Source organism: Arthrobacter crystallopoietes BAB-32 (assembly GCF_000328305.2).
Lineage (GTDB): Bacteria > Actinomycetota > Actinomycetes > Actinomycetales > Micrococcaceae > Crystallibacter > Crystallibacter crystallopoietes_A.
Genome location: NZ_ANPE02000092.1, coordinates 1 through 14613 on the forward strand (window position 1 = coordinate 1; position 14613 = coordinate 14613).

Annotated in this window: 12 protein-coding genes and 1 pseudogene; 5 read left to right on the forward strand and 8 right to left on the reverse strand. The window is 60.2% G+C overall.

What is annotated here, in order from left to right; all coding sequences use genetic code 11:
* The 5 genes and pseudogenes from D477_RS22610 to D477_RS22225 form a co-directional block, all read left to right on the forward strand.
* Positions 1–990 (forward strand): annotated as a pseudogene (locus tag D477_RS22610) (hypothetical protein); the annotation flags it as partial.
* Positions 991–1084: 94 nt separating this feature from the next.
* Positions 1085–2068 carry a thioredoxin-disulfide reductase gene (gene trxB / locus D477_RS06590; RefSeq protein ID WP_005268207.1) on the forward strand — a complete coding sequence of 328 codons (984 nt, stop codon included), beginning with the start codon at positions 1085–1087 and terminating at the stop codon, positions 2066–2068.
* Between the two features lie 27 nt (positions 2069–2095).
* Positions 2096–2419, forward strand: coding sequence for a thioredoxin (gene trxA, locus D477_RS06595; RefSeq protein WP_005268209.1), 324 nt, complete (start codon positions 2096–2098; stop codon positions 2417–2419).
* 8 nt (positions 2420–2427) lie between these two features.
* Positions 2428–3612, forward strand: a complete 1185-nt coding sequence (locus D477_RS06600) for an N-acetylmuramoyl-L-alanine amidase (RefSeq protein ID WP_043845973.1) — start codon at positions 2428–2430, stop codon at positions 3610–3612.
* A gap of 1745 nt (positions 3613–5357) precedes the next feature.
* The gene (locus D477_RS22225) at positions 5358–5636 is read left to right on the forward strand and encodes a hypothetical protein (protein ID WP_150110025.1); all 279 of its coding nucleotides are present in this window, start codon (positions 5358–5360) and stop codon (positions 5634–5636) included.
* A 3118-nt stretch (positions 5637–8754) separates the two neighbouring features.
* Here the strand turns inward: D477_RS22225 and D477_RS06605 are convergent.
* The 8 genes from D477_RS06605 to rpmH all read right to left on the reverse strand — a co-directional run bounded on the left by D477_RS06605 (position 8755) and on the right by rpmH (position 14501).
* On the reverse strand, positions 8755–10041 hold the full coding sequence (locus D477_RS06605) for a ParB/RepB/Spo0J family partition protein (RefSeq protein ID WP_043845976.1): 1287 nt from the start codon (positions 10039–10041) through the stop codon (positions 8755–8757).
* Between the two features lie 91 nt (positions 10042–10132).
* The gene (locus D477_RS06610) at positions 10133–11101 is read right to left on the reverse strand and encodes a ParA family protein (RefSeq protein ID WP_424580000.1); all 969 of its coding nucleotides are present in this window, start codon (positions 11099–11101) and stop codon (positions 10133–10135) included.
* Between the two features lie 210 nt (positions 11102–11311).
* Positions 11312–11947, reverse strand: coding sequence for a 16S rRNA (guanine(527)-N(7))-methyltransferase RsmG (gene rsmG, locus D477_RS06615; RefSeq protein WP_005268222.1), 636 nt, complete (start codon positions 11945–11947; stop codon positions 11312–11314).
* Positions 11948–11979: 32 nt separating this feature from the next.
* Positions 11980–12537: a Jag family protein gene (locus D477_RS06620; RefSeq protein ID WP_005268224.1), complete on the reverse strand. Its 558-nt coding sequence runs from the start codon at positions 12535–12537 to the stop codon at positions 11980–11982.
* Positions 12534–13499 carry a membrane protein insertase YidC gene (yidC, locus tag D477_RS06625; protein WP_005268225.1) on the reverse strand — a complete coding sequence of 322 codons (966 nt, stop codon included), beginning with the start codon at positions 13497–13499 and terminating at the stop codon, positions 12534–12536. The genes D477_RS06620 and yidC overlap by 4 nt, the downstream gene beginning before the upstream one ends.
* 17 nt (positions 13500–13516) lie before the next feature.
* The gene (yidD, locus tag D477_RS06630; RefSeq protein WP_005268227.1) at positions 13517–13909 is read right to left on the reverse strand and encodes a membrane protein insertion efficiency factor YidD; all 393 of its coding nucleotides are present in this window, start codon (positions 13907–13909) and stop codon (positions 13517–13519) included.
* Positions 13906–14289 (reverse strand): ribonuclease P protein component, encoded by a 384-nt coding sequence (gene rnpA, locus D477_RS21735; protein WP_005268229.1) that lies wholly within the window; start codon positions 14287–14289, stop codon positions 13906–13908. The genes yidD and rnpA overlap by 4 nt, the downstream gene beginning before the upstream one ends.
* 74 nt (positions 14290–14363) lie before the next feature.
* Positions 14364–14501, reverse strand: coding sequence for a 50S ribosomal protein L34 (rpmH, locus tag D477_RS21740; RefSeq protein ID WP_005268235.1), 138 nt, complete (start codon positions 14499–14501; stop codon positions 14364–14366).
* Between the last annotated feature and the right edge of the window lie 112 nt (positions 14502–14613).

The following is a 14613-nucleotide window of genomic DNA, read 5'->3' on the forward strand; positions in this document are numbered from 1 at the left end:
GCCACGCCGCCACCCCCGCCCACCGCGCCTCCGCTGATCGCTGCTGACGCGGACGGGCCCGCCACAGGCCCTGTCGCCCGGCAGACTACGCAGAACCCGAAGGTCAGCCTCTGGCAGGACCAGGACGATTACGCCCCCGCTGAACCTGTCCGCCCTGCCGCCCGCCGCAGCCAGGATGAGGACGAGTATGTGCGCTCCGCCTCGCTGTTCCCCGCGCAGGCCAGTACCGGAAGAGACCAGCCGGGCGACTATGACTATGACGACTATGACGACGACGAGGACAACAGCCCCCGGACGTCGCGCCTGCTGATCGGCGGCCTCCTGGCGGTCCTGCTCGTGATCGCCGTGGTCATCGCCGTCAACCAGCTCAACCTGTTCCGCAGCGGCCCGGTCGCCGGAGGAAGCCAGGAAACCAACAACTCCGCTCCGGCCACCGAGCCGGAAGGCGGCGGGGAGACCAACGCTCCGGCCGAGGAAACCGTTGAACCGGCCATCGCGGGCCTGACCCGCCTGGTACCGGACATGCCGGAGCTGGATGCGGAAAATGACGGCCGGCTCCCGGAAGCCATCGACGGCAACCCGGCTACGTACTGGACCAGCTACCAGTACAACTCGGAGGATTTCGGTGGCTATGCCTCCAACCTCGCGCTCGTCGTCGAACTCGAAGAATCGTCCAGCATCAGCTCCATCGAAATGACCCAGCTCAGCGGCAGCGGCGGCAACTTCTCGGTCATGTTGAATGACAGCCCCTCGCTGGAAGGTGCCCAGCAGGTTGCCCAGGGCAGCTTCACCGCCCAGAAGACCACCATCCCGGTACCGGAAGCGGATGGTGCTGCACCGAAGGCCCAGTACGTGATCATCGATTTCACCCAGCTGCCCCGCTGTCCAACCCGCAGGGTGGGCCGCCGTTCGGCATCCGCATGGCGGAAATCGAAATCTCCTGATCCCCTACTTCGTCACCCGGCGTCATGGCACGTAAGGGCGGAATAAGCTTGGGCTACCGCTCGTTGTGACAGGTGGCTGGGCAATCGCCAACCTTTGCGCCAGCGCAACGCATCGCAGAACAGGAAGAGGTTCACACGCAGTGAGCACAGAAACTACCCAGACCGTGCGCGACGTCATCATCGTCGGCTCCGGACCGGCCGGCTACACCGCCGCCGTCTACACCGCACGCGCCAATCTGAAGCCGCTGCTGATCGCCAGCTCCGTCGAAGCCGGCGGTGAACTCATGAACACCACGGACGTCGAGAACTTCCCGGGTTTCCCGGGCGGCATCATGGGCCCGGACCTGATGGACCAGTTCCAGAAGCAGGCCGAGCGCTTCGGCACGGAGATCCTGTTCGAAGACGTGACCGCCCTCGAGCTGGAAGGCCCAATCAAGCGGGTCACCCTCGGCAACGGCGAGACGTTCGAAGCGAAGGCTGTCATCATCTCCACAGGCTCCGCATACCGCGAGCTGGGCCTTGAGGACGAGAAGCGGCTCGCCGGCCACGGCGTGAGCTGGTGTGCCACCTGCGACGGGTTCTTCTTCAAGGGCCAGGACATCGCCGTCATTGGCGGCGGAGACTCGGCCATGGAAGAGGCGCTGTTCCTGACCAAGTTCGCCGAGTCCGTCACCGTCGTGCATCGCCGCGACTCACTGCGCGCCTCCAAGATCATGCAGGACCGTGCCTTGGCACACGAGAAGATCAAGTTCCGCTGGAACTCCGAAGTGGTGGGCGTCGACGGCATGGACAAGGTCACCGGACTGCGCCTTCGGGACACCGTCGACGGCACCGAGAGCACACTCGCCGTCACGGGCGTTTTCGTCGCCATCGGCAACGACCCCCGCGTCAGCCTGGTCAAGGACCAGCTCGAGCTGACCCCTGAAGGCACCATCGCCGTAGACGGACGCTCCTCCAGGACCTCCATCCCCGGCGTTTTTGCCGCCGGCGACGTCATCGATCCGACCTACCGCCAGGCCATTACGGCCTCGGGTTCCGGCTGTGTGGCCGCGATCGACGTCGAGCACTACCTTGCAGACGCAAGCGACCTGCCCGAGCGGGTCGCCGAAGCGGCCGCTGTCTAACACTCAACTCCAGAAAGGGAGAATGCCATGACCGCCAAAGATGTAACGGACGCCAGCTTCGACGCCGACGTCCTCAAGAATGACAAGCCCGTGATCGTCGACTTCTGGGCAGAATGGTGCGGTCCCTGCCGCATGCTGTCGCCGATCCTCGACGACATCGCACAGGAGCACGCCGGCAAGGTGGAAGTCGTCAAGCTCAATGTTGACGACAACCCTTCGACCGCTGCCCAGTACGGCATCACTTCCATCCCTGCCGTATATGTCTTCAAGGACGGCAAGGTCGCCGCGACCTCGATCGGCGCGAAGCCGAAGCAGGTCATCGAGCAGGAATTCGCTGAGTTCCTCAGCTAACTGCACCTATGGTTCCTGACGCTGCAGACCGGAGTCTGCGCCGTTCCGACACAAGCCCGCGCGTAGTAGCCCTCCGGGAGCGGCTGCTGCGCGCGGGCGTTTCCATGGCCTACCTGGCACCGGACCAGGTGAACGACCCCGCCGTCTTCGACGACCATGTGGACGCCGCCGTCAGGACCTTCCAGCAGGCCCGCGGGCTAATGGTCGACGGCGTTGCCGGACCGGAGACGCTACGAGCTCTTTCCGAGGCGCAGTTCCGGCTCGGCGACCGCCAGCTGGCCTGGTTTCCTGGAGCCGATTTGATCCGCGGAGACGACGTTGTCGAACTGCAGCGCCAGCTGTCCTACCTCGGCTTCTATTACGGACATATCGACGGCGAATTCGGCGAACGCTGCCACTTCGCCGTGCGCGAGCTCCAAATGAACCTCGGCCTCGAAGTCACCGGAGTCTGCGACGCGCCGCTCATTGGCGCCATGGCCCGCGTCAACCGGACCATCAGCCCCAGCCAGGCGTTCTCGCTCCGGGACTACGAACACCTTCACCAAGCATCTGCCGCCCTGAAGGGGCGCGTTGTCTCGCTCGTTGCCGGGCAAGACACAACAGCGTCGGAAGCACTTGACCGGGCAAGCGGGCAGCCGCTCACGGAAAGGCTCGTCGCAGCGGACATCATGCACCGCATCGAGAGCATCCTGTCCGCACTGGGCGCCGATGTGACTGTCATCGATCGTGCTTTGCAGCTGCCTCCTACGGAGCGCGCGCAGGAGATCAAGGATTCAGCCGCCAGCCTCAGCATCTCCATCAACTGCGACTGGTTGGATCAGCCGGCGGCAAACGGCGTTTCGGCCTTCTACTGGGGAAAGCCCGAGACGGGTGAAATTCTGTCACCCATCGGACACCGCGCCGCCGAACTGGTCCTCAAGGAAGTCCTGGCCCGAACGTCGATGACCGACTTGGGCCTCCACGGCCGTAGCTGGGACATTCTGCGGCTCACCTCCGTTCCCTCCATCCAAGTGGACCTCGGTTACCTCAGCAGCCCTGCAGACAGCGAGAGACTTGCCGATCCTGTGTTTCGCCAGGTCCTCGCAGACGCTGTCGTCATCGCTGTCCAACGGCTTTATCTTCTGGAAGAGGAAGACGAACCGACCGGCACCTTGGCACTGGACGACGTCCTGCGCTTCAACCCAGGCCTTTGATTTTCACCGTGCACCGCAGGGTTCCACGTGAAACCTAGACCTCCCTATAGCATTCCCTGTCCGGCCGTTACCGCTGTTTCACGAGGAACAACCGAGGAGGAGGCACGCGCTTAGGCACGTCGGCAACCCCAGTCTGGGCGCAGCTGCAACTGCTTCTACAAGGAGAGTGCGCATCCTGAACGGCACCGAATCGTCGCGCAGATGCCGGCAGGCCGAGAAACCTCCACGTCCTGCCAGGCACGTTTTCCTGAGCCAAAAGGTGGGTAGATCGGCACATTCGTGGGCTGGCCTCCAGTCATGGGCGGCTTAGCGCGCAGCCACGGGGATTTCATACCGCAACCCAAAGGACCCGTCGTAGCAGACGGCGACATTCTTCTTCCCATTTGTTCGCGAATGTCCACTCAGGCGAAATCCAACTGCCTCGGTAGGACGCCGGGTTGGAACCAGACCGCGTACGCTCACGATTGCCAGCTCCCATTGACGGAGCACCGCTACATTGCCCGGACACTCCACCAAGAGGACGAAGAATTCCGCGTCGGCGTAAGCACACCTACCGGATCACTAGCTGGCCCCTTGCGGCCGATCGACTCGGCAGGCAGAAGGACCGGAGAGTCAACGGTCATTAGGTCTTGCCCACAGGCCGCCAGCCAGCAGTTCTTCCCGGAGTAGGGGTTTGAACATCCACGCGATTGAACCAGAATCGATGAGTAGTTGTGGGCGGAACGCCAAGCGTTTCAGCAGCAGAGCGTTCAAAAGACAACCTGCGAGATCACCCGCCCTGACCACGAGGGGCTGTGCAGGAGCAGGACCGGAAGGCCGGTACCTCCGGCCAATCATTCTGATAGCCGTAGTACTGAGTGCGCTCATATCACCACGCAGAACTCACCGTCCACGACTCAAATCCTGGCGGTTCCACGTGAAACGACCACACGGTGACTAGCCTGCAGAACCACGAATGGTACACCGCATCATGCCTCAAGTTTCCCAATTTTCGCAGGCAACCCCAGCCGTCTTCAACGACGCAAGAACGCAACACCAGGTATAAGTGAACAATCGTCCGTGACAGCAGTAGCCAGCTTGGTCCTCGAACTACCCGTCCCCATCTCGGCCCGCTGGCCGCCGCGAAACCGGCTCGGCCCACGATGTTCGACTCCCCAAAGTCTTCGGCAGATACACCCAGGTCTTCGGACTTCCCACCCGTCGCCATGGGTCTCGGATCCACTGACATGCAAGCCGCGCTCGTGGTCTTGCGCTAGCCCCACTTCAAAATTCCACTTGGCTGGGAACGCATTCGGAAGCTATAGGCACAACCGCGGCCGGCTTGCGTCCCACTTAGGTAGGCGAATCAGCGGAAATCAGGCCGACACGACATCGATCCTACGCCGCGGATGAGACAGAGATATTCGAGCGCCAGTACCTGCCTAGCAGACGTCCTCGTCGAACCCGTACAGCCGCTTGTTTATACCGTTGTTAGAGAATCACGACCCCTGTACTTACGGCTGACCGATGATCCACGTGAAACATTGCCCTCGTCGACGGACGGGGAACGTTAGCCGAGGCCTGAGCCCTATCGCGGATGAGTGGACTTGGAGGCTCCCATCGTCCCCAGTGCCTGCCGCCTGCGCTCATAGGGGGATACGCGCGAACGCACACCTCCCAATGGAGCTTTACCCTTGATGGAACTAGCAGCGCGCCCAATCTCAACCGTTCGCGGCTCCCCGGCACGACAGCGGTTCTCAAGGAGAATGATCCGGCTTCCTGGCGAACCATACCAATTGGTTCAGTACAATCCGGCACGTCTACGGCTGCAAACTGCCATCCATTCCCGAGAGTTTCACGTGGAACCGTTCCGCGCCAGATACACGTTCAAGCAGCGAGTAGTTGCTGCAGACCGGGTCAAGGCCCTGCCCTGGGATGAACTGAAGCAGTACGGTCGTAAAATCAGCCCGGCTCAGCTGCCCGGACTACCCGCATATGAAATGAGCGGTGGATTAGAACTGCATGCTGCCAAGCAGACAGGCTGACAGCTTTAGTCCATAAACACGGAGAGACGGAAACTCAGTGTTGCTGAAACCCCTCTGTCGACGAACTCCACACTGTGCACTGCCCCCTTGGCAGCACTACGCCAGGAACTGGCCGCATCAACGATGAATTAACAAGGCGGAGGCGTACCAGACAAACACCGCAAGCAGTCACGTCCTCTCTACAAATTCCCGCGGCGGGGACGGCCCGCCGGCACAGATATGGGGCGGTTCGGCTGCCAGTAGCGAACTGCTGACATCGGTAGGGGCTTCCTGACAAATATGAACGAGCTCTCTTCATGGATCTGGGTAGTTTGGAGATGTCCAGCACGTCAGTACACAAAGGCCAATAATGATTCGGCCGCCTGCAAGCGCTGTTTCACGTGGAACTATGGTCGCCCTGGCGGGACCCTCTCGTCAGCCTGTGCTCCCCGCAAATCACTCCCGGCGCAGCGGCCGCAACCTCCGTGCAAGGCACACTATCGAGGTTCGCTGCGGTCAATATCGTAGTGCCCGTACCCGAAAGACGCGGGCTCCAATTCGGATAATCATCGGAAAATTCCTCCGAAAGAGAGTGAAACTGAGCGTTGGGTCAACGTCCTGCATTTCACTTCGGCGAACCCATGAACCTGCGAAATTGGGACCGGGCCAGGAGGGCTTGACGTTGAGCCCAAGCCGATTGCCCGGCCAGTCTTATCCTCCTGATCGTACGAAGTCCGGCAACGATTCGAAGGTCTCATACCGCCACCACGGCTCAGGTACGGCCAAGGCCGGGATCGTTGTTTCACGTGGAACCATCCAGGCGTCCGACGCGCACCCACTCAACCGGGCGTGTGCCGCCGGCATCCAGTATCACTTGACCTGTTCACTCGATATTTGTAGGCGCTTGGGCATAGCCGAGACATTCATGCCGCCTCTGACCGCCAAACTGCCGAATCGGGTTTGCCAAGACTCATCGCGGTTCTCTTCTTACGAAACTCTCTGTTGCCGAATAGTGGGGAATGATAACGCTAGTCTGCGTTGTTGGTCGGCTGACGCTACCGCGTGGACTCCGGACCTCATCACTTCGTGGACGTTGAGAATCGCCACGCACCTGGACTACCGCTACCAACAGGCGCTAGTCGCCAGTCTGGAGACGCTCCGCGCTGGCTCCCAGCCGCCGAGGGTCTGATGGTGCCACTGGACAGTTCTCAGTATCTAGCGTCGTCGGGTCATCTTCGGGCGTATAGCCAGGACAAAATAGGTAGCCGGGACCGGGTAAGTGACTAATGAAGAGAACCACAAGTTCCTTGCTCATCGTCGGTTCCACGTGAAACAACAGCCCGAACAGGACCTGCCAACCGACACGGGTCCATGCACCAATTCTCGCTACTCACCCGCCCTTCAAGCCGAACCACCATAAGACTGCGAAGAGCATGGATCATGCCCCAAAGAATGTGTCCACACCAGACAAATATCATCGCTCCGAGACGCGGCGCTCTTTAGCTACCGTGGCCATCATCGTTCCAAATGGTTCAGATCCTATAGGCGCACCTGTACGGGACGCCGCTCTGGGCCAACCCTGTTTTGAGGAACCATTCAGAGGCGCATCCTCTCGCCTTATCCAATTTGCACATTACGGAATATGGACGAAAGCGGCTGAACGACCAAGGAGTCACAATAAGCTTGGCTCTGGGTGGCACTGGTGAGGCGGAGGGATGGGGGTTCCGGTGCCCTCACGCGAGCTTGTTGTGCTCCGTACGACATCCAAAACCAGGGCTGAGCTAGTCCGGGATGCCTCAGCATTCAGTGGCGTCACCACCGCTGTTTCACGTGGAACCGCACCAGCGCGCAAGAGACTCCTGTTGCCCCACGTCCGTTATAGGGGCACGGATGACTGTTCAGGAACGATGAGAGTTGCGGAGACTGCGGGTCTGCCAGCGCAGCAATTGGCCGTCTGTTGCAGGTACTGCCACGGAATCGAACGCCGAATCTGGACGCTTCGGTTCAGATCGCTCCGCAGCAACGCACGAAACGCACCTCCGATTCTCCGTCTCTGATGAGGTACATCTCTACGTAAGTCGAGACAGACCAAACCGCGATAACATCATTTTCACGCACCTTAGCCGTAGCCACCTGTAACCGACTCATGGACGCGAAACTCTGTCGGTCGGTCGCTCCCCTGGTCCGCACGACACCAAGCTCCAGGGAGAACCCCAAGGGGTTTCGCCGCCGGCCATTTATCACCTGCTGTGACGGGACCGCCCAAAAACCCTACTCGACAGGCTCTACAACGTCGATCTGCTGATCATCGGTGACTCCTCCCCGTCGGCATCTATCCCGAGTCAACAACCCACCTGTACGCGAACCTGGTGAAACCACAACCACCGGTCCCACCGGAGATCGCGGCCGAGTCGTGCCCACTATTGAGCCCACAGCCTCACGAGCCGCGCCGTAGCCGACTCTCTGGACAATCGGTCCACGCACAAGGCCCGAACAATCAATCTCAGACGTGTCAGTATGTATAGCCTGCGCGGAGACCACGACTGCGCGCCACTGTTGTCACTACTCCGAGTAGCCGGCGGTGAACGCGATCAAAGAATTTAGACTGGTAGCGCCCGAGCGTTAATCAGGGTTCTCCGTAGCGTACTGTGTAACGAGGTGGTGTGCTGTCTCGCTACATCATGGACACCGGACCTCGACACTTCTTGGACGTTGACTCTTACGACACTGGATACCCATACAGTCGGTACCGAAACCACCGGCGGAACAGCCAAGACTTCAACCAGGCAACTGCTACCAGTCCCGCACCAGCTCCACGGAACACCGTTACCAGCTACACCGCTTGCTCGACTACACCTACAAAGAATCCAAGGCCTGCTCATTCCTATAGATAGCCCATCTGGTCCTTCGCACGGGGTTGGTCGCCAAATCGGGCCCGTACCTAGCGAATGTCGCTATTCATTGTCTGGGCAGTCGAATAACCTGCGGAAGGAAGGATTGACCGCTCGTTCTGCAACCGGTCTCGTTCCACGTGAAACGAGGGTAGACCGTGCAAGCGCTGGTCCACCTAGACTAGATGCAGAAAAGGGGTGGGACCGTTACGGTCCCACCCCCAGGTCTGCCCTAGGTCTGTATTCGTTCAGTTCTCCGAAGGATTCAGTACGCCCATGATCCGATTTAGGTCATCGACACTGGCGAACTCAATGCTAACCCGCCCCTTCTTGGCGCCGAGCGTGATCTTGACGCTCGTGTCCAACCGGTCGGAAAGTGAGTTTGCCAAGAAATCTAGACGCTCGTGGCGCGCCCCCAAGCGAGGCTTGTTCTCGCGCTTGGGCCGACGGAGGCCATCGCTCAGCGCAACTATCTCTTCAGTTGCCCTCACCGAAAGACCTTCGGCGACAATCTTTTGTGCCAACTTTTCCATTTCCGCGGGATCGGCCAACCCTAGCAACGCGCGCGCATGACCAGCGGACAAAACGCCCGCGGCTACCCGTCGCTGTACCAAGGGCGGTAGCTTCATCAGGCGGATCATGTTGGAAACCTGGGGACGCGAACGGCCGATCCGATCCGCCAGCTCATCATGGGTACATCCGAAATCGTCCAAGAGCTGCTGATACGCGGCGGCCTCTTCGAGCGGATTCAGCTGGCTACGGTGGAGGTTTTCGAGCAGGGCGTCTCTAAGGAGATCGTCGTCCGAAGTTGACCGAATGATTGCCGGAACTGCTTCCAGCCCTGCTTGCTGAGCTGCGCGCCAACGCCGTTCACCCATGACAAGCTCATAATCATGGTCGTTCTGCTCAGAGGAAGGGCGCACAACAATAGGCTGAAGGATCCCGATCTCGCGCACCGAGTGGACAAGCTCCGCCATGTCCTCTTCGTCAAACACGGTTCGAGGCTGCCTGCGGTTCGGATGGATAGAGCCGACAGGGACTTCGGCGAACCGCGCTCCCGGCACCTCGACGAGAGTTTCACGTGAAACAGCAGCGTCGTCCGCCTGCTGTAACGGGTCACTTTGGGCAGTATCGCTGACAGCGGTCATCGCCCCTTCTGCTGCTACCTCATCGGCAATCGCCGCTGGAGCCTCAACATTTGACGGTTTCTTCCCATTGCCCGCACTTCTGCTCTTTACAGGATCCTTGCCGCCCGATCCCTCGTTCTGGCTCGCGCCTTTGCGTGTCGGCGCCGCTGGCTTTCGGGGGGCTCGCAAAACCTCAGCCACTTGGGAAGCCGAGGAGGCTCCCCTTCGCGCTGTAGTCCCAGCTTCCGATTCATCAGAGACAGGACGAGCCGCCGCGGGGAAGAAAACATCAACGGGACGCCCCTTAGGCTTTGCCCCTTCAGATTCGACCGCCTCTTCCGTGGCGACAGACGAATTGGGGATTAGAGCGCCTAAGCCCCTGCCCAAACCGCGGCGTTTCTCACTCATCAAGGATCCTTCCTAAATGCACAACTGTGGTTGTGCATCGTTGCGACCTAAGCAGCAATTCTACTGGCCGCACTCGCTGACCAACTGGAACTCAGGCACCGCGTTCTGCGATTTCGGCAGCAGCCTCTTGGTAAGACAAGGCGCCGCTTGAAGAAGGGTCATAGGTGATGACAGTCTGCTGGTAACTGGGCGCTTCAGAAATTCGGACGGATCGAGGAACGACGGCGCTGAGTACCTGGTTCGGGAAGTGCTCCCGTACCTCTGCCGCAACCTGTGCGGCAAGGTTGGTGCGCCCGTCGTACATCGTCAGCAAGATAGTCGAGACGACGAGATCTGCGTTCAGATGCTTCTGGATCATTTCGATATTGTTCAGAAGCTGGCTCAAGCCTTCCAAGGCGTAGTATTCGCACTGAATTGGAATGAGCACTTCCTGGGCAGCAACAAATGCGTTCACCGTGAGCAAACCAAGGCTCGGCGGGCAGTCAATGAAGACGTAGTCAAGACGTTCCATACCGGCTGCTTCGCGTTCCCGGGCGTATACCTCGATGGCGCGGCGCAGGCGCTGTTCCCTCGCGACCAGCGACACCAACTCGATTTCAGCTCCTGCGAGGTGGATTGTCGCCGGGGCAACGATCAAGTTCTTGATGTCAGGGCAGGGAGAAACAACCTCTGCGAGAGGCAAGTCGTTAATGAGGACGTCGTATATGCTGTCGACTTCCGCATGATGCTCGACACCGAGGGCGGTCGACGCATTTCCTTGCGGATCGATGTCGACGACCAGGACGTTGAGACCCGCGGTAGCGAGGGCAGCTGCCAAGTTGACAGTCGTGGTCGTTTTACCGACGCCGCCCTTTTGGTTGCTGACCGTAAGCAGACGTGTCTTTACGGGCCGGGGCAGCTCACGACCACGTAGCCTCTCCCGGCGACGGGTTTCGTTGGCGAGTTCCCGTGCCAGTGGAGTGCTCTCGTCGATCGTGTCCATAACGTTGGTAACCGTTACCTCTGCTGTCTGTGTATGGCCGGCGTCGTGTGTTTCACGTGAAACGGCAAAGTCATTCACTGCTAGCAACCTCGATTAGTTGATCATGAGAGTTGGAAGCCCTAGCGCACGACTGACTGGCAGCATCAGACTTAGTCGACTGGTATTGCACCCGAACCGTTCACTTCCGTTTTCTCGTGGCCTCAGTGTCTCTAGCCTATCCGCACATCTCGGCCGCGGTGTTCCAGCGCGCCGCGAGCCCGAAACCAAGTCATCTCAGAACAACGGTATTCAGCGGCCAACCACTATGCGCACAACCGTCGTCGGCTCCTCAAGCAGTGCGGAACCAACAGTGACAACCGTGGTCTCAAGCCCGCCCAGTTTGCGAATGACCTTGGCCGACTTCTCGACTTCCTCGGCAGCGCTCCGGCCCTTGATGGCAAGAACCTGCCCTTTACCCCCAAGCAGCGGGATAGTCAGAGGCGCCAGCTTGTTCAGCGCCGACACCGCTCGGGCGGTGACAACGTCGGCTTTGACCTCGCCCACGGCAGCTTCTGCCCGGGCCCTCAGGACGGTCACATTTTCCAGGCCCAGGTCCTCTACAACCTCGTTAAGCCAATTGACCCGCCGCTCCAGTGGTTCGATCAACGTGATCTTCAGGTCCGGACGGGCCAGGGCGAAAGTCAGCCCCGGGAGCCCCGCACCACTGCCTACGTCAGCAACATAAGCATCAGCAGGAATGAGCTCGGCGACGACAGCACAGTTGAGTACGTGCCGTCCCCACAGACGGGGTACTTCCCGCGGACCAAGAAGCCCCCGTTCCATGCCGGACGTCGCCAGATGCTCCACATAACGTTCGGCCAGGCGAAAGCGATCGCCGAATACTGCCTCAGCGGCAGATCTTTCCTGAGCCGTAATTTCGACCACTGCAGACTTCTCCTGTAAAGCGGATCTAAAGGTCAGGAGTCGAGCGAAACAACGATGTGCCGGTTAGCGCCTTCGCCCTCCGACTCGCTAATGAGACCCAGATCAGCCACTGCGTCATGGACGATCTTCCGCTCGTATGCGCTCATCGGTTCCAAGGCAACGTCCTCGCCGGACTCCTTGGCCTTCGCTACGGCTTCTTCAGCCATACGGTGCAATTCGACGCTGCGGTCCTTGCGGTAGTCACCGATGTCCAGGACAAGCCGGGAGCGGTTATCCGTAGCAGTCAGGACGGCCAGGCGAGCCAGTTCCTGCAGTGCTTCGAGGACTTCCCCGTCGCGCCCAACGAGAGCTTCCAGGGCATCGTTCCCATCCTCTTCGGAAACAATGGAGATATACGTGCGTCCGTTGCGGACTTCGATATCGATATCGCCGTCGATGTCCGCTATGTCGAGCAGTTCCTCAAGGTAGTCCGCGGCGACGTCGCCCTCTTCCTCAAGACGACTTGCCGCAGAAGTACCAGTGGCTTCCTCAGCCTGCGGTTCCGTATCCATCGGCTCAGCCGAAGCTTCCGAGACGCTTTCAGTGCTCATTTCTTCTTCCTGTTCTTACGCTGCGGCTGTTGCCGTTGGACCTTGGGACCAGCGGGGGCCTCGACGGCCGGCTCCTCGGTCTTCTTTTCACCGAGGAGGGGAACCATGGGCAATCCCTTCTTGGCGCGACGCTCAGCCAGCGCCTTCGCTGCCGGAGAACCCGGTGTGGGCATGCGGCGGATCACGATGAACTGCTGTGCCATGGTCCAGAGGTTGGTCGTGGTCCAGTAGATCAGCACACCGATGGGGAAGTTGATGCCGCCGATGCCGAAGACCAGGGGAAGGATGTACAGCATCATCTGCTGCTGCCTCATAAAGGGGCTGGCCAACGCCTCTTCGGACATGTTCTTGGCCATGATCTGCTTCTGCGTGATGAACTGCGAGGCAGTCATCGCAAGGATCATGATGATGGAAAGAACGACGACGGCGACCTGGTTTTCGCCGCCACCTCCGTGCAGCAGGGATGCCGAGAGGGGAGCGCCGAAGATCGACGACTCATCAAACTGGCGGATGTCCTCGGGCGTAAGGGCGCCAATGCCCTCGTTGTTGTCGCTGGCCCGGGCCGTATTGTTCAGCACGTTGAAGAGCGCAAAGAAGAACGGCATCTGGATCAGCAGCGGGAGGCAGGCCGAGAACGGGTTGGTTCCGTGCTTCTTGTACAGGGCCATCTGCTCTTGCGTCATCGCCTGGCGCGAGAGCTGGTCGGTCTTGCCCTTGTACTTCTGCTGCAGCTTGCGCAGGTCCGGCTGAAGCGCTTGCATGCCACGCTGAGCCTTGATCTGCTTGACGAAGACCGGAATCAGTGCAGCACGGATCACCAGCACGAGACCGATGATGGAGAAGGTCCAGGTCCAGCCGTTGGCCGGATCCATGCCGAGCCAGCTGAAGCCTTCGTGGAACGCCCACATGATCCAGGACACGACCCATGTGAAAGGCGTCAGTATCGCGTTGATGAAGTCCATGATCTCTCTTTAGCTCCTCAGACCGCGGCGCGGCCATCGTCATCAGCCGGAATCACCGGGTGGTTCAGTACCAATATCCGTGGGGTCAGCGAGGGGTCCTCCCGAAGCTTTTCCTCGAACGCGGGCGAGGAAGGAACATGGTCCACTCCGCCTTCATTCCAAGGATGGCAGCGCGCTAGCCGCCTGCCCGCCAGCCAGGTTCCCTTCACAGCACCATGGACCGTCACCGCTTCAAGGGCGTAGGCAGAGCACGAGGGAAAAAACCGGCAGACCTGCCCATACAGCGGTGAGACGGCTTTGCGGTAGCCCTTCAGCAAAAGGATGAGGATGTTCTGCGGCAGCGTCCAGACGAATCGGGCGGCCAGCCTGCCGGCAGGCACGCTCTCCGGGGAATGGCCTGAAACGGTCATTCAGCGGATCCCTTCTGTTCATCTGGCAGCACGGCTGGTCCGGCCTTCGACACTACTGTAGAGAAAGCCTTGCGGAAGTCCTTAGTGAGGGCAGAGAAATCAGCTCCGCCCGACGGCGGAAGTGCCCGCACGACAACTGAGAGCCCTCGAGGATATTCTTCCAGAATCCGCGCAGCGATCTCCCGCAGTCTCCTCTTAACGAGGTTGCGGGTGACGGCGTTCCCCACGGCTTTGGACACGATGAATCCAAAGGCCGAGGGCTGGTCCGGCTGGGAAGCTGCCGCATATAACACTAAGTTCCGGCGCCCAGATCGGGCGCCGGAACGTACAGTATGGGAGAAGTCTGCCGAACGGCGCATCCGGTTCCTGCTGGAAAGCATGACGGCCGTTACCGCCTATCCGATGCCCGGCTGCTGTAGGATGCCGCAGCCCGATTCGACAAACCTGCCGCTAGTTATGCCGACAGTTCGCTGCGGCCCTTGCTGCGGCGTGCGGCCAGAATGGCGCGGCCGGCACGGGTACGCATGCGAAGGCGGAAGCCGTGCTTCTTGGCACGACGGCGGTTATTCGGCTGAAAAGTCCGCTTGCTCACGGTGGTTACTCCAAGACGATCGACAGATGCGCCGGACCCGTTGCCACAAGGGGGAAGAACAGGCAGACGCTCTATTGGGCATCTGATTCGCCGGCTCGCAAAAGGCATGAAC